Genomic DNA, 22,110 nt, shown 5'->3' with positions numbered 1-22,110 from the left:
CCCCATCGGGCCGGGCGGGCCCCTCCCCGCCCGGTCCGGCCGCTCGCGGCGGGGCGTGGGAGAATCGAAGGTATGCGCACCCACACCCTGTCCGGACGGCCCGACCCGCTGCCTGACATCCCGCGCGAGCACGTGGTGCTCGGCACCTCGATGCACGCCCCGTGGCCCGAGGGCACCGAGCTGATGACGGTCGCGATGGGCTGCTTCTGGGGTGCCGAACGGATCTTCTGGTCGCTGCCGGGCGTGGTCTCCACGGCCGCCGGGTACCAGGGCGGCAGCACCCCGAACCCGACGTACCAGGAGGTGTGCACCGGACTGACCGGGCATACCGAGGCGGTCCTGATCGCCTACGACCGGTCCCGCACCGACCCCGAGCGGCTGCTGGCCGCCTTCTGGGAGAACCACGACCCGACCACCCGGGACCGGCAGGGGAACGACCGTGGGACCCAGTACCGGTCGGCGATCTACTGGACGACCCCGGAGCAGGAGCAGGCCGCCCGCGCCACCCGGGAGGCCTTCGGCACGGTGCTCGCCGAGGCCGGCCATCCCCCGATCGTGACCGAGATGCTGCCCGCCGAGCAGGCCGGTCCGTTCTACTACGCGGAGGCGTTCCACCAGCAGTACCTGCACAAGAACCCGGGTGGCTACTGCAACCACGGCCCGAACGGGTACACCTGCCCGGTCGGGCTGCTGGCCCAGGACCAGCTGCCCTCTCAGACCTCCATCGCGCCGCCGGACTGACCGACCCCTGCTGTTCACCCCCTAGACTCCTGCCAGTCAGATCCGGTCGAGGACAGGGGCGAGCTTGGGCGACACCACCAGCTCCCGCCGTCCCGGCCGACCCTCGCTGGCGCAGGTCCGCGCCGTGGGGCAGCCCCCGGAGGTGCTGGCCCGTGGGAGCGCGGAGCACTGGACAGGTGATCTCTACCTGCGCCGGCTCTCCCCCCACCTCACCCGGCTGTTGATCCCGACCCCCGTCACCGCGAACGGCGTGACGGTGCTGATGATGGTCGCCGGCTGGGCCGCCGCCGGGGCGTTGCTGCTCCCCGGCCTGTGGGGTGCCCTGCTCGGCGCGCTGCTCGCCCAGCTGCAGATGCTGCTGGACTGCTCGGACGGCGAGGTGGCCCGCTGGAAGGGCCTGTCCGGTCCGGTGGGCGTCTTCCTGGACAAGGTCGGGCACTACACCGTCGAGGGCGCGATCGCGCTGGTCCTCGGCTGGCGCGCCGCCGGGATCGTGGCCGGTCAGGAGCAGGACCCCGCCACCTGGTGGCGGTATGCCTTCCTCGGCGCCCTGCTGGCCGCGGTCCTGGTCCTGAACAAGGCCCTGAACGAGATGGTGCACGCCTCCCGGGCGTCCGCCGGTCTCGGACCCCTGCCGGACACCGCCGCCTCCCGGGCGGTCCCTCCCCGCACCCTGCTCGGTCGGGTGCGTCGGGTCGCGGGCCTGCTGCCGCTGCACCGGATGTTCCACTCCATCGAGATGACGTTGGTCACGCTGGCGGTCGCCGTGCTCGGCCTGCTGCTGGGCGAGGAGCTCGCCGCAGCCCGGGTCCAGCTCGTGGTGATGACCGTGCTCATCGTCCCGGTGACGGTGGGCCACGCGCTGGCGATCCTCTCGTCCCCCCGGCTCGCCCGGGAGGACGCGTCGTGAGCCGCCCCAGCTTCGCGGTGGTGGTCCTCACCCAGGGGCGTCGCCCGTCGGAGCTGACCCGGGGGCTGGAGTCGCTGCAGCGCCAGCAGGGCGTCGACCTGGACGTCGTGGTCGTCGGCAACGCCTGGGTCCCCGTCGGGCTGCCGGACGACGTGAAGACGCTGGCCCTGCCCACGAACGTCGGCATCCCCGCCGGGCGCAACGCGGGGGTGCCGCACGTCGACGGTGAGTTCCTCTTCTTCCTGGACGACGACGCCTGGCTGATCGACGACGACGTGCTGGCCCGGGCCGCGACCTACCTGCGCGAACACCCCGAGGTGGGGCTGATCCAGCCCCTCGTGGAGGACCCCACGTCCCTGGACCCCACCCCCGGCCGGTGGATCCCCCGGCTCGGGGCCGGGCACCGGCACGCCGAGTCGGACGTCTTCAGCGTGGTCGAGATGACGGTGGCGATGCGACGGGACGCCTTCGCGGCCACCGGCGGATGGCCCGGCATCTTCTTCTACGCGCACGAGGGCATCGAGCTGGCCTGGCGGGTGTGGGCCGCCGGGTTCCGGGTCCGGTACGTGCCCTCGCTACGGACCGGGCACCCGGTGGTCGACCCGCGCCGGCACCCCGACTACTACTTCAAGAACGCCCGCAACCGGGTCTGGCTGGCCCGCCGCAACCTGCCCTGGCCGCTGAGCTGGGCCTACGTCGGCAGCTGGACGGGGGTGCAGCTGGCGCGCTCCGTGCGTCGCCCGGAGGGCCTCGGCTCCTGGTGGGCCGGCTGGCGGCACGGGTGGTCCTCCGACCCGTGGGAGCCGGACGAGGACCGTCGTCGGCTGCGCTGGCGGGACGTCGCGACGATGGCGCGGCACGGCCGGCTGCTGATCATCTGAGCCGCTGCCGGGCATAATCCGCCGTACCCACAGAAGGAGGAACCACCCAGTGCGAGTCATCACCTACGGGACGTTCGACCTGTTCCACGAGGGGCATCGTCGTCTGCTCGAGCGAGCCAGGGCCCTCGGCGACTACCTCATCGTGGGGGTCACCACGGAGAACTACGACGACGCACGGGGCAAGCTCAACGTCCAGCAGAGCCTGATGACCAGGATCAAGAACGTCGAGGAGAGCGGCCTCGCGGACAAGATCATCATCGAGGAGTTCGAGGGCCAGAAGGTCCAGGACATCCAGAAGCACAAGGTCGACGTCTTCGCCATCGGCTCGGACTGGGTGGGCAAGTTCGACTACCTCGGCGACTACTGCGAGGTCACCTACCTGGACCGCACCACCGGGATCTCCAGCACCCAGCTGCGCAACGAGGCCGGCGTCATCAAGCTCGGCCTGGTGGGGGCCGGGCGGATCGCGCACCGCTTCGTCCAGGAGGCCAGGTTCGTCAGCGGGGTCAGCGTCGAGGGGGTGCACAACCGGACGTTCCGCACGGCGCAGGAGTTCACCCGCGAGCACGAGCTGGACCAGGCCTTCGAGGACTACGACAGCCTGCTCGAGTCGGTCGACGCGGTCTATGTGGCGACCCCGCACGAGACGCACGAGGGGTATGCGCGGCGGGCCCTGGAGGCCGGGGTGCACGTGCTCTGCGAGAAGCCGATGACGCTGACCCGGGACGAGACGGAGCGCCTGTTCGCGCTCGCCGGGGAGCGCGAGCTGGTCCTGATGGAGGCGATCAAGACGGCTTTCGCCCCGGGATTCCAACGGATGGTGGCAGTGGCCCGCAGCGGTGCCATCGGCCAGGTGCGCTCGGTCGACGCCACCTTCACCAAGCTGGTCGACGAGGGGCGGGAGCTGCATCCGCCGGCCGGTGGCAGCATCTCTGAGCTGGCCAGCTACCCGCTGGTGGCCGTGGTCAAGCTGCTCGGTACCGACGTCACCCACGTCGCCGCCAGCTCGCTGCGCCCGGAGGGTTCGGAGGTCGAGGTCTACTCCCGCATCACCGTGGAGTTCGCGCACGGGGAGGCGACGGCACGCACCGGTCTCGGGGTCAAGGCCGAGGGCGACCTGGTCGTCGCCGGCAGCGAAGGCTACCTCCACGTCCCGGCACCGTGGTGGAAGACGGAGTACTTCGAGGCCCGGTTCGAGGACTCGCGCAACAACAAGAAGTACTACTACAAGTTCGACGGGGACGGGCTCCGGTACGAGCTTGCCGAGTTCGCGTGGCTGATCCGCAACCACAGCCCCGAGTCCTACAAGCTGCGCGCCCGGGAGTCGGTGGCGATCGCCGACATCATCGAGCGCGCACGGACCCAGGCCCGGACGTTCTCCTGATGGCCCGCCCCATCACGCCCCGCGCCCTCACCCGGGCCCGGTTGCTGCTCACCGAGAGCGCCGACGTGCTCGCGCTGCGGGCCCGCAAGGAGCTGCGCCGCCAGCTGACCGCCGTGTCGTCCTCGGACAGCCCGCGCCGGCGCCGGGCATACCAGGTGGGGCGGCAGGCCGCCCGCCGCGGCATCAACACGCTCACCCGTCGCCAGGTGGGCTGGGTGGCGACCCTGTGGCGTGCCCGCTGGCTCGCGGACAACCGGTACGAGATCACCGGCTGGGCCTACGAGCGCGGCTACGGCTACCCCACCCCGCCACGGTTCCGGGTGTTCCTGCGGCGTCCGGGGTCCCGGCTGCGTGTCCAGGCGCAGGTGCGCACCGTCTCCGAGATGGAGATCAACGGGTTCGCCACCCGGGCGGAGTTCGACTACGCCAACACCGGCTTCGTGGCAACCTTCGACCTCGCTCCGCTGGTCGCCGACCCCTCGCCGGAGAAGTGGCAGGTGCACGTCGAGGTCACCGGGGCGGACGGACGGACCCGGTCGGGGACGCTGAAGTACCGGCACCGGCGCGGGTCGGCCCGGGTGCTCGGGGCCGGGACCGACGCCTCCGGTGTCCAGCTGGTCCCGAGCTGGCGTCGCCGGCGGGGTCTCTTCTTCGCGCGCAAGGTGCCGACCGCGCTGGCCACCGGCCTGCGGCTCGACCGGCGCCACGTGCAGCTGGACGTGGGCCTGCGCGGGCTCGCGCCGGTGCGTGCGGAGCTCGTCTCGCGCCAGGCCCGGCGCCCGCTCCGGATGGAACGGACAGCGGCGGGCACGGTGCGGCTGGACGCCGACGTCCCCGAGACCTGGGTGGTCACCCAGGCCGCCGAGGAGCTGGAGGCCGAGACCGAGGAGAGCGCCCTGGACCGGGGACGACGCCTCGGCGACGAGAGCGAGGACGCGATCGAGGAGGTGGGCTCGGAGCAGGGCGGGGACGAGCGGTCGGCCGCCACCGTGCAGGAGCGTCTCGGTCAGCAGCTGGTGGCCCAGACCTACCGGGTGGTGCTCACCGACGCCGACGGGTCCGAGCACCGGGTCGCCACCGCGCTGGGCCAGGGCGACCCGGTGCAGAGCACCGGGTCGGGGCTGATGGCCTATGCCGGCGGAGGCGGCCTGCTCTACCTCAGCGACACCTCCTCGCGGCTGGTCGTCACCGAGGTCCGGCTGGAGCCGGGCGAGGCACCGCGGCTGGAGCTCGGGGGCACCTGGGGCGGCACCCTGGACGCCGTCGAGATGACCCTTCGGGGGCGGCGCCAGGAGCTGCCGGCTCAGGCGGTCCTGCACCCCGACGGCACCTGGACGGCGAGCGTCGAGCTGCTCCGCAGCCAGTGGGGCGGCCCCGAGCAGCTCCCCCGCACCGGCACCTACACGCTGCGGGCCACCGACCCCGCCGGCGGTTCGGTGCGGATGATGTCCAGCCCCGCCGTGGTCGCCCGCACCCCGGAGAAGCTGGACGTCCCGCAGGCCCGGATGCGGCTGGAGATCGGCAAGGGCCGGGCCCTGGTGCTGCGGGTCGGGCTGACCCGCGGCGAGCACGAGCTCGGGTCCTTCCACCAGCGTCGGATGGACCGGGCCTACCTCGAGGGCGAGCACGCGCCGCAGCGTTCGGTCTACCTGGAGAGCTTCTACGGCCGGCTGGCCACCTGCAACCCCTACGCCATCGACCGGGTGCTCGCCCGCGACCACCCGGACTGGACCCGGTACTGGGGCGTCGCCGACATCTCGGTCCCGGTCCCTCCGGGGGCGGTGGCGGTGGTCGAGGGCACCCAGGCCTGGTTCGACGCCCGGGCCCGTTCCCGCTACGTGGTCGTCAACGACTGGCTGCGTCGCCGGTTCGTCCCGCAGCCGTTCCAGACGGTGCTGCAGACCTGGCACGGCTCCATGTTCAAACGGATCGGGCTGGACCGCCCGAACGTCGGTGCCTCGACCCGCCAGGCGCTGGAGACCGAGCGCGACAAGTGGGACGTCCTGCTCAGCCAGAACGCACACAGCACCGAGATCCTCCGCAGCGCCTACGGCTGGACGGGGACCTTCTACGAGGAGGGCTACCCACGCAACGACGCGCTGGTGCAGGGGTCCGGGGAGGCGGTCCGCGCCGCCCTCGGCATCCGTCCCGAGCAGAGGGCGGTGCTGTACGCCCCGACCTGGCGGGACAACGCCGCCGGCCTGGTCGTCTTCCTCGACCTGCACCGCCTCACCGAGGAGCTCGGCGACGACTACGTAGTCCTGCTGCGCGGGCACTCCCGCACGGTGGGCCACGGGGCGAGCGTGCGCCAGGCCGGGGTGATCGACGTGACCACCTACCCGAGCATCACCGAGCTCTTCCTGGCGGCCGACGCGATGATCACCGACTACTCCTCGGTGATGTTCGACTTCTCCGTGACCCGACGGCCGATGATCTTCTACGTCCCCGACCTGGACGCCTACCGGGACGACATCCGTGGCGTCTACTTCGACCTGGAGGAGCACGCGCCGGGTCCCGTGGTCGCCACCCAGCAGCAGGTGGTCGCGGCCATCCGGGCGATGGACGACCCTGCGCCCTACGCCGGGCGCTACGCGCGCTGGGTCGAGCGGTTCAACACCCTCGACGACGGGCACAGCGCCGACCGCGTCGTCGCCCGCCTGCTCGAAGGTCTCGAAAGCACCGACGGGCCCTGACCCGCCGGCCTCTCAGAGCATCGCGGCGACGATCCCCACCAGCGAGCGGTTGCGGCGCGACGGTCCGACCGTTCCCGGGACCGGCGGGACCCCCTTGGCCGGCGGCGCGACCGCCGGAGCGCTCCCACCCCACGCCAGGTCGTCCACCGCCCGCCGCAGGCTGATCTCGGACACCGGCTCGAAGAGCACCACCGAGGCCGGGGCCAGCTCGGGAGGAAGGCTGCCGTCCTCGACCAGCACGACGTGCGGGATGCCCCGCTCCACGCAGCGCGCCCGGTCCTGCTGCTGGGCCGGCCACCGGATCATCCGTACCGGCACCCATCCTGATGACATGAGGCTGGTCCTTCCGGGTGGGACGTCGACGTGCGTGCCGTCCCAGTCTGACGCGGCGTGGAGGGTGCCGGGGGCCGGATCCGCCCCGATCGGGGAAGGTTCACGGCCCGTTCACCGCGGCGTCGGGCCCCGGTCCCCCGGACGACGCCGGAGGGGCCGCGACCGTGCTGGTCGCGGCCCCTCCGGGCGTCGTGCCGTGCGGGCTCAGCCGTCGCTGCCGGACCCCGGCATCTCGTCCATCTCCATCACCTGGTCGGCGGCGGGGGCCTCGATGCTCTGGTCCTGGCCCCAGTCGTCCATCGACATCTCCACCATGACGCCCTCCAGGTCGAAGGAGAGCTGGCGCATGAGGTTGTCCTGGTCCAGCCACACGTCGTAGACGATCGTGTCCGTCCCGCTCAGGGCCTCCGCGTCCTGACCCATCGCCTCCGCCGCCGCGGCGGGGTCCACGGTGACCTGGTAGTGGCCGAGCTCGGTGCCGTCCAGATCCTCGTCCCCGAGGAACCGGACCTCCTGCGCACCCTGCTCCCAGGCCTCCCACTGGGAGCTCACGTCCAGCTCGTCCAGCGCCCCGGCCTCCCCCAGCATCTCCTCCGAGGCCTGCATGTACATGCCCTCAGGGGTGACGCCCGGCATCGCCAGGAAGATGTCCCCGCCCACCGTGATCATCTCGATCTCGCCCAGCTCGGCCATCGTCATGGTCATGTTCATGGCGGGCTGGTCGCCGCTGAGGTCGACCGCCCCCTGGGCCTCGATGTCCTCGCCCTCGGCCTGCATCGCCATCGTCATCGTGTAGCTCGCCAGGGTCTCCTCGCCCGGCTCCTGCAGCATGGCCAGGAACTCCTCGATCGGCACCTCCTCGCCCTCGCCGGCGGCGGCACCGGGGTCCTCCTCTGCTGCCGAGGTGGTCGCGGCGTCGTCATCGGCGGCGGGGGCCTCGCTGGTCTCGGCCGCGGTGTCCTCCACCGCCTCCTGCGTGTCCTCGGCGGCACTCGAGGTGCCCGGGTCGTCCCCGGTCTCGTCGCCCCCTCCGCACGCGCTGAGCCCCAGACCCAGCACCCCCGCGGTGACCAGTGCGCCCAGGCGCCTACGAGTCGTCGTCATCGGTCTCTCCCTCTTCCCAGCGGCCCGGCCGGGGCCGTCGACGGTATGCCCATCGTGACACAGGGGATCGGTCCATTCTTCCGACTCGGCCCCGCTGTGGTCGAATGGTCGTCTGTCCCGTCACCCCTTGAGTCAGACCGAGGCCCCCTTGAACGGCAACGCCACCTTCCGGCACCGCGACACCGCTGTGCTCTCCGTCACCGCCGTCGACGCCCCCGTGGTGAAGACCTCGGCCGAGTTCGACGAGGTGATCGGTGACTCCTACCGGCGCAACGGTCTGCGGCCGGGCATGCTGGCACAGCTGGCCGGCATCGAGGAACGGCGCTGGTGGGGCGAGGACCAGACGTTCGTCGACGGAGCCGTCGAGGCGGCCCGGGCGGCGCTGCAGCAGGCCGGGGTGGACGCAGGTTCGGTCGGGCTGCTGATCAACACCTCGGTGAGCCGCGAGCACCTCGAGCCCTCGATCGCCGTGTCGATCCACCATGACCTGGGTCTGCCGTCCGCGTGCCTGAACTTCGACCTCACCAACGCCTGCCTGGGCTTCGTCAACGGGATGCAGCTGGCGGCCACGATGATCGACGCCGGGCAGATCGACTACGCCCTGGTGGTCTGCGGGGAGGGCTCGCGATCCCCGCAGGAGCGCACCCTGGAGCGGCTCGCGGCCGACGACTCCACCGCAGAGGACATCCTCTCCCAGTTCGCCACGCTGACCCTGGGCTCGGGAGCGGCCGCGATGCTGCTCGGACGGGCCAGCGAGCACCCGCAGGGCCACCGTGTGGTGGGCGGGGTGACCCGTGCGGCCACCGAGCACCACGAGCTGTGCGTCGGCGACTTCACCGAGATGCGGACCGACGCCCAGGGCCTGCTGGTGGCCGGGGTCGGTCTGGCCACCACCCTCTGGCAGGACGCGGCCGAGGAGTTCGACTGGGACGACATGGACCGGTACATCGTCCACCAGGTCTCGCGGGTGCATACCAGCAGGACCGCCGAGGCGCTCGGTCTGGACCAGTCGCGGATCCCGCTCACCTTCCCCACCTACGGCAACGTGGGTCCCGCCGCCGTCGCCATCACCCTGGCCAAGGAGGCGGACTCCCTGACCCGCGGGGACCGGGTCCTGATGATGGGGATCGGCTCCGGGCTCAACATGACCTGCCTCGAGATCGAATGGTGAGCTGAGGGCCGCGTGTCCAGCAGCAAGCAGCCCGCGAACCACCGGATCCACGACCCGGCCCGGGCGCAGACGCAGCACCAGGTCGGGCTCCCGGCAGGGACGCTGCCCGGCCTCGAGCGCGGGTGGTCCCGCGTCGTCCTGGCGAGGGACGCCGAGGGCCTGACCCGGCGCTGGCACGTGCTGGACAACGGTCCGGCGTTGGAGGAACGCGGCGAGCAGGCGCACACCACGGTGCTCGCCGTCCACGGCAACCCGACCTGGTCCTACCTGTGGCGCCGGGTGATCGCCCAGGCGCCCCCCGGGTGGCGGGTGGTCGCCGTCGACCAGCTCGGGATGGGCTGGTCCGAGCGGCCCGGCCGGGCCCGCAACCTGGGTCAGCGGATCGAGGACCTGGGCGGCCTGACCGACGCCCTGGGACTCACCGGTCCGGTGGTGACGCTGGCGCACGACTGGGGCGGCCCGGTCAGCCTCGGCTGGGCGCAGCGCCACCGGACGCAGCTCGCCGGGGTGGTGCTCACCAACACGGCGGTCCACCAGCCGGCCGAGCACGCCCCGCCCCCGGTGATCCGCCTCGCCCGGGCCCCCGGCCTGCTGGCGCAGGTGTGCCAGCGGACCCCCGCCTTCGTCCGGGCGACCACCGCCCTGTCGTTGCCGCCGCTGCCGCGCGAGGTGCGCGCCGCCTTCGCGTCGCCCTACCGCACGGCCACCCGCCGCGCCGCGGTCGCCGACTTCGTCCGGGACATCCCCTTCGAGGCCACCCATCCCAGCCGGCCCGCCCTGGACGCCGTCGCCGAGGGACTGGACGGCCTGCGCGACGTACCGGCGCTGATGGTCTGGGGACCGCGCGACCCGGTCTTCTCCTCCCGCTACCTGGAAGACCTGCTCACCCGCCTGCCGCAGGCGGACGTGCAGCGCTACGAGAGCGCCTCGCACCTGGTCCTGGAGGACGCGCCGGAAGGGGTGGGGGTGATCTGGGACTGGTTGCAGCGCACCGTCGCTCCCGGTGACGTGACCGACGTGACGCCTGCCGGCGAGGCGCAGGACAGTGAGACGCCGGTCGACGAGGTCCCGATCCATGTCGACGTCCGCCGCCCGGAGGAGGTGGCCGTCGTCGAGCTCTCCGGCGCCGGCCGCAGGATCACCTTCGGTGAGCTCGCCACCCGCGTCGACGACGTGGCGCGTGGCCTCGCGGCGCGCGGTGTGCAGCCCGGGGACCGGGTCGCCGTCCTCGTCCCCCCCGGGATCGACCTCACCACCGTCGTGTATGCCGTGTGGCGGCTGGGTGCCGTCGTCGTGGTCGCAGACGCCGGCCTCGGGCTGGGGCGGCTGGGAGCAGCCCTGCGCAGCGCCGGGCCGCGGCACGTCATCGGGATCCCGTCGGCGCTGGCGCTGGCCGCACTCACCCGCGTCCCCGGCACCCGCATCCGGGTGGAGCCCGACGGCGCCGCCGTCGACGAGCTGGCCGCACAGGGGGCCGACGACGGGGCACCGCTGCCCGACCCGCAGAGCCTGTCGGAGAGCGCCGACGGCGCCGTCCTCTTCACCTCCGGGGCCACCGGGCCACCCAAGGGCGTGGTCTACACCCGGCAGCGGCTGGCCGCCCAGGTCGGTCTGCTGCGCACCGCCTTCGGCTTCGGGCCCGGCGAGCGGTTCGTGGCCGCCTTCGCCCCGTTCGCGCTCTACGGCCCGGCCCTCGGGCTGCCCAGCGCCGTCCCCGACATGGACGTCACCGCCCCGCACACCCTGACCGCCGCCGCCCTCGCCGAGGCCGTGGCCGCGGTCGACGCGAGCATGGTCTTCGCGGCCCCGGCGGCCCTGCGCAACGTGGCCGCGACGGCGCCCTCGCTCACCCCCGGACAGCGCACCGTACTGGCCGGACCCCGACTGGTGCTGTCGGCGGGGGCACCGGTCCCGGTGGAGCTGCTGCACCAGGTGCGCGAGGTGCTCACCGCAGCGGAGACCCAGACCCCGTACGGGATGACCGAGGCGCTGCCGGTGGCCAGCCTGGACCCGACCGGGCTCACCGAGGAGGACCGGCGCAGCGGGGAGGGCGTCTGCGTGGGGCAGCCGCTGCCCGGCGTGCAGGTCCGCATCGCGCCGCTGGGCGCGGACGGCATACCGGCGCAGGACCTGGGGTCCGCACCGTCCCCGGGCGTGGTCGGGGAGATCGTGGTGCGCGGACCGCACGTCAAGGACCGCTACGACCGGCAGTGGGCCGCCCAGGCGCGCAGCGAACGACCGGCCGGCTGGCACCGCACCGGAGACGTCGGCCAGCTGGACGGTGACGGTCGGCTCTGGGTGCAGGGGCGCCTGGCACACGTCATCGACACCGCGGACGGCCCGCTGACGCCGTACCCGGTGGAGAACCGGGTGCGTCGCCTGCCCGGGGTGGCCGACGTCGCCGCGGTCGGCATCGGGCCGGCCGGGGCGCGACTGGTGGTGCTGGTGCTGGTCCCGGAGGCCCGCGGCGGCTGGTCGACCCGGCTGCGCGGGGCGGCGCCCGGAGCCGGTGCGCTGGCACCGGCGGACCTGGCCGCGGCGGCACGGGAGGCTGCGGAGGTCCCGACCCCGGTCGCGGCGGTGCTGGTGCGGGACTGGTTACCGGTGGACGTGCGGCACGCCAGCAAGGTCGACCGCACGGCCCTGGCCCGATGGGCCGAGGGCGTGCTGCACGGACGTGGCGCGCGGGAGCGTGCCGGTGGCCTGCTGCGGGGGCTGACCGGTCGGCAGGCGCCCCGGACCAGGAGCCGCTGATGGCAGGCCGGGTGCTCGTCACCGGGGCCAGCGGCATGCTCGGCGGCGCGGTCGCCGACCTGCTGGCCACCCGCGGCTGGGAGGTGACCGTGATGCAGCGCCGCACCGCCGGCGGACGGCACCGCGAGACGCTCGGTGACGTCCGGGACCCCGAGGCGGTCCAGCGGGCGGTGCGTGGTCAGGACGCCGTCGTGCACCTCGCGGCCAAAGTGGACGTGGTCGGGCCCTGGCGCGACTTCGTGGACGTCAACGTGCGCGGCACCCGGCGGGTGATCGAGGCCCTGCGCGCCCAGGGTGGCGGCTCGCTGGTGCAGGTCAGCTCGCCCTCGGTCGCGCACACCGGCAGCTCCCTCACCGGCGCGGGGGCGGGGACGGCCACCCCCATGCACGCCCGCGGCTCCTACGCCCGGACCAAGGCCGCGGCCGAGCTCTTCGCGCTGGAGGCCGACCGGGACGACCTGGCGGTGACCGCCGTGCGCCCGCACCTGGTCTGGGGCCCTGGGGACACCCAGCTGGTCGGCCGCATCGCCGAGCGGGCCAGGCAGGGCCGGCTGGCGCTGGTCGGCTCCGGGACGGCCATGGTGGACACCACCTACGTGGACAACGCGGCCGCGGCGATCGTCGCGGCGCTGGAGCGGATCGACGTGGCCCGGGGCGAGGCCCTCGTGGTCACCAACGGTGAGCCGCGCCCGATCGGCGAGCTCATCGGCGCCATCTGCCGTGCCGTCGGTGCTCCCGAACCGCGGCTGCACCTGCCGGTGCCGCTCGCCTGGGGGCTGGGCGCCGTGGTCGAGGGTGCGGTCGCCCTGTCCGAGCGGCTGCCCGGGGTCCCGGCGATCACCCAGCCGCCGATGACCCGGTTCCTGGCCGAGCAGCTCTCCACCGCGCACTGGTTCGACCAGCGACGGACCCGTGCGGTGCTGGGCTGGACCCCGGAGGTGAGCCTGGACGAGGGGCTGCGTCGACTGGCCGACGCGAGCTCGTCCTAGACTCCGGGCATACCGCTGCCGTCAAGGAGGACACCATGGCCGAGGCCGTCATCGTCGCTGCCGCCCGCACCCCGATCGGGCGTGCGTTCAAGGGTTCGCTGACCACCGTCCGACCCGACGACCTGGCCGCCGGGGTGATCCGGGCCGCGCTGGAGCAGGTCCCCGGCCTCGACCCCACGGACGTGGAGGACCTGTACCTGGGGTGCGCGGAGCCCTGGGGCGAGCACGGCTTCAACATGGCCAGGGTGGTGAGCGTGCTGCTCGGCCTGGACGAGCTGCCCGGGGCGACCGTCAACCGCTTCTGCGCCAGCTCGGTGCAGACCACCCGGCAGGCCTTCCACGCGATCCGCGCCGGTGAGGGCGAGATCTTCATCAGCGCCGGGGTCGAGTGCGTCTCGAGGTATGCAGACTTCACCGGCGCCGGTGGCGGCAAGGAGTCCTGGCGCAACCCGCTGTTCGCCGACGCGGTCGCGCGGACCGAGGCGATCGCCGCGGAGAACCGCGGGTGGACCGACCCCCGGGACGAGGGCCTGCTGCCGGACGTCTACGTCGCGATGGGGCAGACCGCGGAGAACGTCGCCACCTCGCTGGGGATCTCCCGGCAGCGGCAGGACGAGTGGGGCGTGCGCAGCCAGAACCGCGCCGAGAAGGCCATCACCGACGGTGTCTTCGCGCGGGAGATCGCGCCGGTGACATTGGCGGACGGGACGGTCGTCAGCACCGACGACGGTCCGCGCGCGGGGGTGACCCTGGAGAAGGTGAGCCAGCTGCAGCCGGTGTTCCGCGAGGACGGGACGGTGACCGCGGGCAACTGCTGCCCGCTCAACGACGGTGCCGCCGCGCTCGTCGTGATGAGCGACACCCGGGCCCAGCAGCTGGGGCTGACGCCGCTGGCCCGGATCGTGTCCACCGGGGTCTCCGCGCTCTCGCCCGAGGTGATGGGCCTGGGCCCCGTCGAGGCGTCCCGGCAGGCGCTGGCCCGCGCCGGGATGGGCATCGGGGACATGGACCTCTACGAGATCAACGAGGCCTTCGCCGTGCAGGTGCTGGGCTCCTCGGACGCGCTGGGGATGGACGAGGACAAGCTCAACGTGCACGGCGGTGCGATCGCCCTGGGGCACCCGTTCGGCAGCACCGGGGCCCGCATCTCGACCACGTTGATCAACGCCCTGCAGACGCACGACGGGCAGTACGGGCTGGAGACCATGTGCGTCGGTGGCGGGCAGGGAATGGCGATGGTGATCGAGCGCCTCTCCTGACCGAGCGTCTCGTCGTGCCGGACCAAGCGTCCCGGTATGCCCGACCGGACGTCTCGTCGTGCCGGTCCGGGTGTCCCGGTATGCCTGACGGAGCGTCTCGTCGTGCTCGACCGGGCGCGGGTGGGACGGCATACCCGGCTCGGAGGAGTAATCTGACGCGGTCGATCCCCCTGTCACGTGAGGTGCCTTGATGGCCGCTGGTCTTGCTGCTCTGCTCGACGACATCGCGGCGATCGCCCGGGTCGCTGCCGCGTCCGTGGACGACGTCGCCGCCGCAGCCGGTAGGGCGAGCGCCAAGGCCGCCGGCGTGGTGGTCGACGACGCAGCCGTCACGCCGCGTTATGTGACCGGGTTCGACCCGAAGCGGGAGCTGCCGATCATCCGCAAGATCGCGATCGGGTCGATACGCAACAAACTGCTCTTCATCCTGCCGGCGATCTTGCTGCTGAGCCAGTTCCTGCCGTGGGTGGTGACGCCGCTGCTCATGCTGGGCGGGGCATACCTCTGTTACGAGGGTGCACACAAGGTGCTGGAGTGGTTCGGGGTGGGTCACCACGACGCCGAGGCGGAGACCCCGGTGGTCGAGCAAGGCCCCGAGCAGGAGAACAAGATGGTCAAGGGGGCCATCCGCACCGACTTCATCCTCTCCGCCGAGATCATGGTGATCGCGCTGCGCGAGGTGGCGGCCGAGAGCTTCGTCTCACGCGCGGTCATCCTCTTCGTGGTGGCCATCGGGATCACGGCGCTGGTCTACGGCGTGGTCGCGCTCATCGTCAAGATGGACGACGTGGGGCTGCACCTCGCGGGTCGCGAGTCCGCGACCACGCAGCGTCTGGGCCGCGGGCTGGTCAAGGGTATGCCGGTGGTCCTCACCGTGCTCTCCACCGTCGGCGTCGTGGCCATGCTGTGGGTCGGCGGGCACATCATGCTGGTCGGCATCGACGAGCTGGGCTTCCACCCGATCTACGACTTCGTGCACCACGCGGAGGAGCTCGTCACGGGCTGGATCCCCGCCGTCGGCGGGGCCCTGGCCTGGCTGACGAACACCCTGTTCTCCGCGATCCTGGGGCTGGTCATCGGGCTCGTGGTGGTCGGGGCCGTCACCCTCGTGCAGCGCGTCCGGCGTGGGGACGACGCCGCGGTGGGCGCACACTGAGCGTCCGGATGTGCACGCCGAGACGCTCGGCTCGGCATACCGGGACGCTCGGACCGGCACTCCGATACGGCCGGACCGGCATACCGGGACGCTCAGACCGGCATACCGGGACGCTCGGACCGGCATACCGGGACGCCCGGATGGGCACGCCAAGACGCTCGGTCAGGGGAGGGAACGGCGCAGCGCCGTGAGCCGTTCTGCCAGGCCCTCTCCGCAGTCCTCTTCTCCGAAGTCCCCGCCGTCGGGATCTCCGTCCTCCTGCTCCTCGTCCCCCGATCCCCCGTGTGCCTGCTCCCCCAGGCTCCCCTCGCCCTGTGCCGGCAGCCCGGCGGCCTGCCAGTCGTAGGCCATCACCTGCAGCTGGTCCATCAGGACGGCCGGCCCCAGGTCCGGCACCTGCGTGCACGGCAGCCCCTGCGCCGCGGCCACCCGGTCGGCGAGCTCCTGCACCACCAGGCGCACCCCCGGGACAGCAGAGAGCGCGTGGTCCAGCGGCAGCTGCTGCCACCGTCGGACCACGCGCTCCAGCTCGGTCTGGACCAGGGCCGCGGCGGTGTCTCCACCTGCGGCACCCGGTCCAGCGCCGGTCATCTCAGTCGCTGCTCTGCAGGATCGCGAAGAGCCGCAGGAACTCGATGTAGAGCCACACCAGGCTGGCGATCAGGCCGTGGCCCAGCAGCCAGGAGTACTTCTCCGGGGCGCCGCCGCTGACCGCGCGGTCCACCGAGTCGAAGTCCACCGCCAGCGAGTAGGACGCCAGCGCCACACCCAGCAGCGCGATCAACCAACCCCACTCACCGCCGTAGATGCCCCAGCCGTCGCCGAAGCCCAGGAACGAGGCGCCGACGTTGACGAGCATGAACACCAGGTAACCCATGGCGACCATGCCGAAGATCCGGCGCGACTTGCTGGTGACCCGGATGAAGCCCAGCTTCCAGCCGATGAACATGCCGGCGAAGGTCGCCATGGTGGCGACCACCGCGGTGGCCACGACACCGGGGAACATGGAGTTGAAGGTGACGCTCACGGCGCCCAGGAACAGGCCCTGCAGCACCGCGTGGGTGAGGATGAGGCCGACGTTGACCTTCTTGCTGAAGCCGATGGCGAAGCTCAGGCCCAGTGAGCCGAACATCCCGAGCAGCCAGACCGGCATCGCGATCCCGGGCTGCTCGCCCACGAACAGCCAGGTCCCGACGGTGACGGCGAGCACGATGCCGAAGAGCATCAGCGACTTCATCACCACGTCGTCCAGGGTCAGTCGACCGGTGTCCACCGGGCCGGCGGACGCCTGGTTGTACATGTCCTGCAGCTGCTGCTCGGACATGGTCTCGCTCGGGCCGGCGGGGAACGCCGGGGAGCCCTGCGGGGCGGCGTACCCGTGCGGCTGGGGCTGCTGCTGGCCGAAGCCGGCATACCCGCCCTGGGCTGCTTCCCTGTCGATGCGGCTGAAGGCCGGATTCATGGCCATGGATCCTCCAAGTCGTGCGGCACCGTGACCGAGCGGCCACGATGTCTGTCTCACCAGGATAAACGTGCAGACCCCGCCAAGGATTCCGGCATACCGACTCATCCACAAGGGTGGCCCCTCCGCAGCGGCAACCGGTACCCTGACCTGCGGACTTCATCGTGCACAGAGGAGAGGTATGGCGTACCCCCGGCGGACCGTGACGCTCACCGCAGCGCTGGCGCTGGCGCTGCCGACCGGCGCCACGGTGCTCGGCACGCCCACCGCCTCCGCCGGGGCGCACCCCGCCGCGGCCCTCTCGCGGACCACCCCGCTGCAGCCGGCGCTCCCGTCCACCTCGGAGGCCGCCTACCCCCGTCAGGACCCGCTGCCCGAGCCCCCCGTGGACGAGACGGACGCGGCGCTGCGGCTCGGCGCGACCCCGTACCACGACATCTCCCGCCGGCTGAACGCGGCGATGGCGGACTCGGACCGGGTCTCCGCCGAGGTCATCGGCACCACCGGGGCCGGCAGGGACCTCGTGCTGGTCACCCTCACCGCGCCGGAGAGCGAGGCCGAGGTCCGCCGGCAGAGCCGGATGCGTGACCGGATCACCGAGCGCCCCGCCCAGGCCGCCCGGGACCAGGGGCTGGCCCGCTCCTACAAGCTGCCCGTCCTGGTCAACAGCAACATCCACGGCAACGAGTTCGAGGGCACCGACGCGGCGCTGCGGCTGGTGGAGGACTACGCCGGCAGCGAGGACCCCGCCGTCACGGACCTGCTGGAGACCTCCCGCATCCACCTGGTCATCTCCGCCAACCCCGACGGACGGCACGACAACACCCGCCGCAACAGCGCCGGCTTCGACCTCAACCGGGACATGGTCACCGCCAGCCAGCCGGAGACCCTGGCCCTGCGCGACACCCTGGTCGGGACCCAGCCGGTGCTGATGCTGGACCTGCACGGCTACGTGAACGGCACCCTGGTCGAGCCGACCACACCGCCGCACGGCGAGAACTACGAGTACGACCTCTTCGTGAAGCACGCGTACCCGAACGCCCTGGGCATCGAGGAGGCGATCGCCGACCTCGGGCTCGACGAGGACGAGGACGGGGTGCGCCCGGTGCAGGTCCCGCTGCGGGACTGGGAGGAGGGCTGGGACGACTGGCCGCCGATCTTCACCCCCCAGTACGCGGCCCTGCACGGTGCGGTCGCGCATACCATCGAGCTGCCGCTGCGGGTCAACAACGCCTCCTACGAGCTCCCCGAGGCCGAGCTGCAGCGTCGCGCGGCGATCAACACCGACATCGCGGAGGCGAGCATCCTCGCCACCCTGGGGTATGCCGCCGAGCACCACGACGCGCTCCTCGCCGACCAGATCGAGATCTTCCGCCGCGGCGTGGACGGGGAGCGGCAGAGACCGGTCGAGGACGGCCTGTTCGACGTCATCGGACCCGAGGACGTCTGGACCACCGACTACCCGCGCGCCTACGTCATCCCGGTCGGCGCGTCGCAGCGCTCCGCCCCGGCCGCCGCCCGCCTGGTGGACCACCTGCTCGCCAACGACGTCGAGGTGACCCAGCTGCGCCGGGACAGCACCATCGCCGGCCGCAGCTACCCCAGCGGCAGCTACGTCGTCGACCTGCACCAGGCCAAGCGCGGGATGGCCAACACCCTGCTGGGCCGCGGCAGCGACCTGTCCGACCGGGTGGACGCGATGTACGACATCTCCGGCTGGAGCCACGCCCTGCTCTGGGGCGCCGACGTGGACACCGTGCCCGACGGCGACCCGCTGCGGGTGGTCGGCACCCCGGTCACCCGGACCGACCCGACCGGCGACCTCGCCGACAGCGACACCGGCTGGCTGCTGCAGATGGAGGACCCCGCCGACGTGCAGGCCCTGAGCACGCTGCTGGAGCAGGGGGTGCCGGTCGAGCTGCTCGAGGACGGCACCGTCCTGGTCCCCGCCGCCTACCCGTGGGCCGCCGGCAACGCCGCGGACACCTACGGCGTGCAGCTCGCCGCGGCCCCCGAGCAGGCCACCGGCACGATGCTCGACCCCGGCGACCGGGTGGTCGGGGTGGCCGGCACCGCCGAGGAGCGCTTCGCCCTGGAGGAGATGGGCCTGACCGTGCAACCGGTCGGCACCGACGACCTCAACGAGGGCCTCGAGCTCTCCGGGCTGGACGCGCTCTACGTCTCCTCCGGCCTGTCCTGGCGTGACCTGGACGAGGACGCCCGCGAAGAGCTGCAGGGCTTCGTGGCGGACGGCGGCGGGATCGTCGGACGCGGCACCCGCGGGGTCGCCCTCAACGACGCGCTCGAGCTGCTGGACGTCGGCACCGAGAGCGGTCGGGGCGACGCCAACGGTGTGGTCCGGCTGGACAGCAACCCGGGGAGCCCGGTCGCCTCAGCGGCCACCCGGCACTCCTTCGTCTACTCCCCGCTGTGGTTCACCGACCTGGGCGAGCAGGTGCGGGTCGACCAGCGTCTGGCCGAGGGCCCGCTGGTCAGCGGGCACTGGCGCCCCGACACCGAGGGTGAGGGCGGTCCCGAGGACGCCGCCGGCCAGGCGCTGGTGGTCAGCGGTGAGGTCGACGGCTCCCGGGCGGTGCTCTTCGGCTCCGAGCCGCTCTTCCGCGCCCACCCGAAGGGTCAGTACGCCCTGGTCGCCCGCGCCCTGATGTGGGTCGGCGCGGCCGGTGGACCCACCGGCTGACACGGCTGCCTAGACTCCTCAGGTGCCCGCCCCCGTAGCCCAACCGGCAGAGGCAGCCCACTTAAAATGGGCACAGTGCGGGTTCGAGTCCCGCCGGGGGCACCAGGACCAGGAGGGCCGGTATGCCTGACCCGCACCCGATCACCGGGGAGCCGTTCGACTCCCCGGTCCGGCCCGGCGCCGGTTGGCCGGGTGACCCGGCCCCGGCCGGTACCCGGGTGGCCAGGACCTCGGCAGGTGTCCGCCGGTCCGCCGCGGGTGCCCGCGACCTGGCCGAGCTGGACGCGCGGGTGAGCGTCTGCGGCGCCTGCCCCCGCCTGGTCGGCTGGCGCGAGGAGGTCGCGCACACCCGCAGGTCCGCCTTCGCCGACCAGCCCTACTGGGGCCGTCCCGCCGCGGGCTTCGGGGACCCGGCCCCGGCGGTGCTGGTGGTCGGCCTGGCGCCGGCCGCGCACGGGGCGAACCGCACCGGCCGCATCTTCACCGGGGACCGCTCCGGGGACTGGATCTACGCCGCCCTGCACCGCGCGGGCTACGCCTCCCAGGCCTCGTCCCGGCACGCCGGCGACGGGATGGCGCTGACCGGCGTCCGGATCACCGCCGCGGTGCACTGCGCGCCGCCCGGCAACGCCCCGACGACCGCGGAGAAGGCGACCTGCAGCACCTGGCTGGAGCGGGAGCTGGCGCTGGTGGAGCCGTCGCTGCGCTCGGTGCTCGCGCTGGGTGGGATCGGCTGGGACGCGTTCCTGGCGGCGGCCCGGGCGTCCGGGTGGCAGGTCCCCCGGCCCCGGCCGCGCTTCGGCCACGGGGCGCAGGTGGACCTGGTCACCGCGGCGGGGCGCCGGGTGCGGCTGCTCGGCAGCTACCACGTGAGCCAGCAGAACACCTTCACCGGGCGGCTGACGGAGCCGATGCTGGACGAGGTCGTCGCCCGCCTCTGAGTGTGTGTGGCTCAGGCCTGACCCGGCCCGTCTCAGGCCTGGGAGAGCGCGATGCCGTCCAGGATGTCGGTCTCGGAGGCGCGCACCCCGGTGATCCCGGCGTCGTGCGCGACCCGCTGCACGACGGTTCGCCAGACCAGGGCCCCGGCGCCGATCACGTCGACCCGCCCCTCGTGCATGAACGGCAGCGTCCGCCGCCGCGACCGGGGGCTGAGCAGCAGGTCGGTGCAGGTGTCGATGACCTGCTCCACCGGCAGGCTCGCGCCGTGGATCCGCTCGGGCAGGTATGCCGGCAGCTCCAGCGCGTGCGCAGTCACCGTGGTCACCGAGCCGGCGAGCCCGACCAGCGTGCCGACCCGGGACAGGTCCACCGTTGCGGCCGCCTCGTCGATGCCACGGACGATGTCCGACAGCGCCGCCCAGACCTGGTCCTCCCCCGGCGGGTCGTCGTGCAGGTGCCGCTCGGTCAGCCGGACGCAGCCGATGTCGACCGACCGGGCCGCCGCCACCCCGGTGCCCGCGTCGTCCCCGAGCACGAACTCGGTGGAGCCACCGCCGATGTCGACGACCAGGAACGGGCCGGGTGCCGACGCCGCCCGCAGGGCGCCGGTGGCCCCGGCGAAGGACAGAGCCGCCTCCTCGTCCCCGGTGACGACCTCGGGCGCCACGTCCAGGTCGCCGAAGGCGGCCCGGACCCCGTCCACGAACTGCTGCGCGTTGGAGGCGTCCCGGGACGCGGAGGTGGCCACGAACCGGACCGAGGTGCAGCCGGCCTCCCGGCAGCGGGCGGCATACTCCCCGGCGGCGCTCAGGGTACGGGCCATCGCCGCGTCGCTGATCGCGCCGGTGGCGTCGATCCCCTCGCCGAGGCGCACGATCCGCATGTCCCGCTCGACCTGGGTCAGCCGGGGCAGACCGTCGGGGCCGACGTCCAGGTCGGCGATGAGCAGCCGGATCGAGTTGGTGCCGCAGTCGACGGCGCCGACCCGCCTCATGCGGTGGCCTCGCCGTCGCCCTGGGCGGGCTCGTCGATCCGGTCGATGGGGTGGTGCTTGGGGCAGGTGTTGCCGCGCGACTCCTGCACGAGCTCCGGCTCGCTGCAGCAGCCACCCTCCCACCAGTCGGGGAGCGCGGTGATCGCCTCGTCACCCAGCGGGTTCACGCCCGGCCCGGCCGCCAGGCTGTGGGCCACCAGCACGTGCAGGCACTTCACCCGGTTCGGCATCCCGCCGGCGCTGATGCCGGCGATCTCCGGCACGTGGGCGAGCTCCTCGCGGCGGCGCAGGTAGTCGTCGTGGGCCTGGGCGTACTCCCAGCGCAGGCTGTCCTCGGCGGTGAGCCGCTTGGACATCTGCTTCATCAGGCCGTCGCTCTCCAGGGTGGAGATGGCGCCGGTCAGCCGGGGGCAGGTGGCGTAGAAGCTGGTCGGGAAGGGCGTCCCGTCCGGCAGCCGCGGCTCGGTGCGGACCACGGTGGGGCATCCGCACGGGCAGCGGTGGGAGATCGAGATCACGCCTCGGGGCTCACGGCCCAGCTGGCGTCGGATGGTCTCGAGGTCCTCCGGGGTGGGGCTCTCCTCGAGCGTGGTGCGATCGAGTTCCGTCATGTCTCCGTCTCAGAGGAGCCGGGTG

18 protein-coding genes and 1 tRNA gene are annotated in these 22,110 nt (G+C 73.0%); 13 read left to right on the top strand and 6 right to left on the bottom strand.

All coding sequences use genetic code 11. The features are described 5' to 3' along the window. Nucleotides 1-72: 72 nt before the first annotated feature. The 5 genes from msrA to ACI3EY_RS04100 all read left to right on the top strand — a co-directional run bounded on the left by msrA (nt 73) and on the right by ACI3EY_RS04100 (nt 6,609). The gene (gene msrA / locus ACI3EY_RS04120; RefSeq protein WP_405039507.1) at nt 73-741 is read left to right on the top strand and encodes a peptide-methionine (S)-S-oxide reductase MsrA; all 669 of its coding nucleotides are present in this window, start codon (nt 73-75) and stop codon (nt 739-741) included. 64 nt (nt 742-805) lie between these two features. Next, entirely contained in the window at nt 806-1,651 is an 846-nt protein-coding gene (locus ACI3EY_RS04115) for a CDP-alcohol phosphatidyltransferase family protein (RefSeq protein WP_405035859.1), read from the top strand. After that, nucleotides 1,648-2,532, top strand: a complete 885-nt coding sequence (locus tag ACI3EY_RS04110) for a glycosyltransferase family 2 protein (protein ID WP_405039506.1) — start codon at nt 1,648-1,650, stop codon at nt 2,530-2,532. The genes ACI3EY_RS04115 and ACI3EY_RS04110 overlap by 4 nt, the downstream gene beginning before the upstream one ends. 49 nt (nt 2,533-2,581) lie before the next feature. Next, the gene (locus tag ACI3EY_RS04105) at nt 2,582-3,916 is read left to right on the top strand and encodes a Gfo/Idh/MocA family oxidoreductase (protein ID WP_405035857.1); all 1,335 of its coding nucleotides are present in this window, start codon (nt 2,582-2,584) and stop codon (nt 3,914-3,916) included. Next, nucleotides 3,916-6,609 carry a CDP-glycerol glycerophosphotransferase family protein gene (locus tag ACI3EY_RS04100; RefSeq protein WP_405039505.1) on the top strand — a complete coding sequence of 898 codons (2,694 nt, stop codon included), beginning with the start codon at nt 3,916-3,918 and terminating at the stop codon, nt 6,607-6,609. The genes ACI3EY_RS04105 and ACI3EY_RS04100 overlap by 1 nt, the downstream gene beginning before the upstream one ends. 12 nt (nt 6,610-6,621) lie before the next feature. On the opposite strand, the gene ACI3EY_RS04095 is transcribed toward ACI3EY_RS04100, so the two are convergent. After that, the gene (locus tag ACI3EY_RS04095) at nt 6,622-6,942 is read right to left on the bottom strand and encodes a hypothetical protein (protein WP_405039504.1); all 321 of its coding nucleotides are present in this window, start codon (nt 6,940-6,942) and stop codon (nt 6,622-6,624) included. 204 nt (nt 6,943-7,146) lie between these two features. Then, on the bottom strand, nt 7,147-8,046 hold the full coding sequence (locus ACI3EY_RS04090) for a hypothetical protein (protein ID WP_405035854.1): 900 nt from the start codon (nt 8,044-8,046) through the stop codon (nt 7,147-7,149). A gap of 148 nt (nt 8,047-8,194) precedes the next feature. Between ACI3EY_RS04090 and ACI3EY_RS04085 the strand changes: the two genes are divergently transcribed. From ACI3EY_RS04085 to ACI3EY_RS04065, 5 genes are all read left to right on the top strand, one after another. Continuing rightward, nucleotides 8,195-9,217, top strand: coding sequence for a 3-oxoacyl-ACP synthase III (locus ACI3EY_RS04085; RefSeq protein WP_405039548.1), 1,023 nt, complete (start codon nt 8,195-8,197; stop codon nt 9,215-9,217). A gap of 12 nt (nt 9,218-9,229) precedes the next feature. After that, nucleotides 9,230-11,971 carry an alpha/beta fold hydrolase gene (locus tag ACI3EY_RS04080; protein WP_405039503.1) on the top strand — a complete coding sequence of 914 codons (2,742 nt, stop codon included), beginning with the start codon at nt 9,230-9,232 and terminating at the stop codon, nt 11,969-11,971. Next, nucleotides 11,971-12,960: an NAD-dependent epimerase/dehydratase family protein gene (locus ACI3EY_RS04075; RefSeq protein ID WP_405039502.1), complete on the top strand. Its 990-nt coding sequence runs from the start codon at nt 11,971-11,973 to the stop codon at nt 12,958-12,960. The genes ACI3EY_RS04080 and ACI3EY_RS04075 overlap by 1 nt, the downstream gene beginning before the upstream one ends. Before the next feature lie 35 nt (nt 12,961-12,995). After that, nucleotides 12,996-14,219, top strand: coding sequence for an acetyl-CoA C-acetyltransferase (locus tag ACI3EY_RS04070; RefSeq protein ID WP_405039501.1), 1,224 nt, complete (start codon nt 12,996-12,998; stop codon nt 14,217-14,219). A 190-nt stretch (nt 14,220-14,409) separates the two neighbouring features. Then, nucleotides 14,410-15,375, top strand: a complete 966-nt coding sequence (locus tag ACI3EY_RS04065; protein ID WP_405039500.1) for a DUF808 domain-containing protein — start codon at nt 14,410-14,412, stop codon at nt 15,373-15,375. A gap of 162 nt (nt 15,376-15,537) precedes the next feature. On the opposite strand, the gene ACI3EY_RS04060 is transcribed toward ACI3EY_RS04065, so the two are convergent. Beyond that, entirely contained in the window at nt 15,538-15,966 is a 429-nt protein-coding gene (locus ACI3EY_RS04060; RefSeq protein ID WP_405039499.1) for a hypothetical protein, read from the bottom strand. Nucleotide 15,967: 1 nt separating this feature from the next. Further along, entirely contained in the window at nt 15,968-16,843 is an 876-nt protein-coding gene (locus ACI3EY_RS04055; protein WP_405039498.1) for a Bax inhibitor-1/YccA family protein, read from the bottom strand. A 175-nt stretch (nt 16,844-17,018) separates the two neighbouring features. Here ACI3EY_RS04055 and ACI3EY_RS04050 point away from each other — a divergent pair, with 175 nt between their 5' ends. From ACI3EY_RS04050 to ACI3EY_RS04040, 3 genes are all read left to right on the top strand, one after another. Continuing rightward, entirely contained in the window at nt 17,019-19,538 is a 2,520-nt protein-coding gene (locus ACI3EY_RS04050; protein ID WP_405039497.1) for a M14 family zinc carboxypeptidase, read from the top strand. Nucleotides 19,539-19,566: 28 nt separating this feature from the next. Beyond that, nucleotides 19,567-19,643, top strand: a tRNA-Leu gene (locus ACI3EY_RS04045). 17 nt (nt 19,644-19,660) lie between these two features. Next, entirely contained in the window at nt 19,661-20,479 is an 819-nt protein-coding gene (locus ACI3EY_RS04040) for a uracil-DNA glycosylase (protein ID WP_405039496.1), read from the top strand. Between the two features lie 32 nt (nt 20,480-20,511). Here ACI3EY_RS04040 and ACI3EY_RS04035 read toward each other — a convergent pair whose 3' ends face one another. Together ACI3EY_RS04035 and ACI3EY_RS04030 are read right to left on the bottom strand one after the other, a co-directional pair. Then, nucleotides 20,512-21,474, bottom strand: coding sequence for a Ppx/GppA phosphatase family protein (locus tag ACI3EY_RS04035; protein WP_405039495.1), 963 nt, complete (start codon nt 21,472-21,474; stop codon nt 20,512-20,514). Then, entirely contained in the window at nt 21,471-22,085 is a 615-nt protein-coding gene (locus ACI3EY_RS04030) for a DUF501 domain-containing protein (protein ID WP_405039494.1), read from the bottom strand. Before ACI3EY_RS04030 ends, ACI3EY_RS04035 begins: the two co-directional genes overlap by 4 nt. Between the last annotated feature and the right edge of the window lie 25 nt (nt 22,086-22,110).

The sequence above is a fragment of the Serinicoccus shuyuelongi genome, assembly GCF_045032955.1.
Taxonomy (GTDB): domain Bacteria; phylum Actinomycetota; class Actinomycetes; order Actinomycetales; family Dermatophilaceae; genus Ornithinicoccus.
This window is presented reverse-complemented; position numbering and strand designations above follow the sequence as displayed.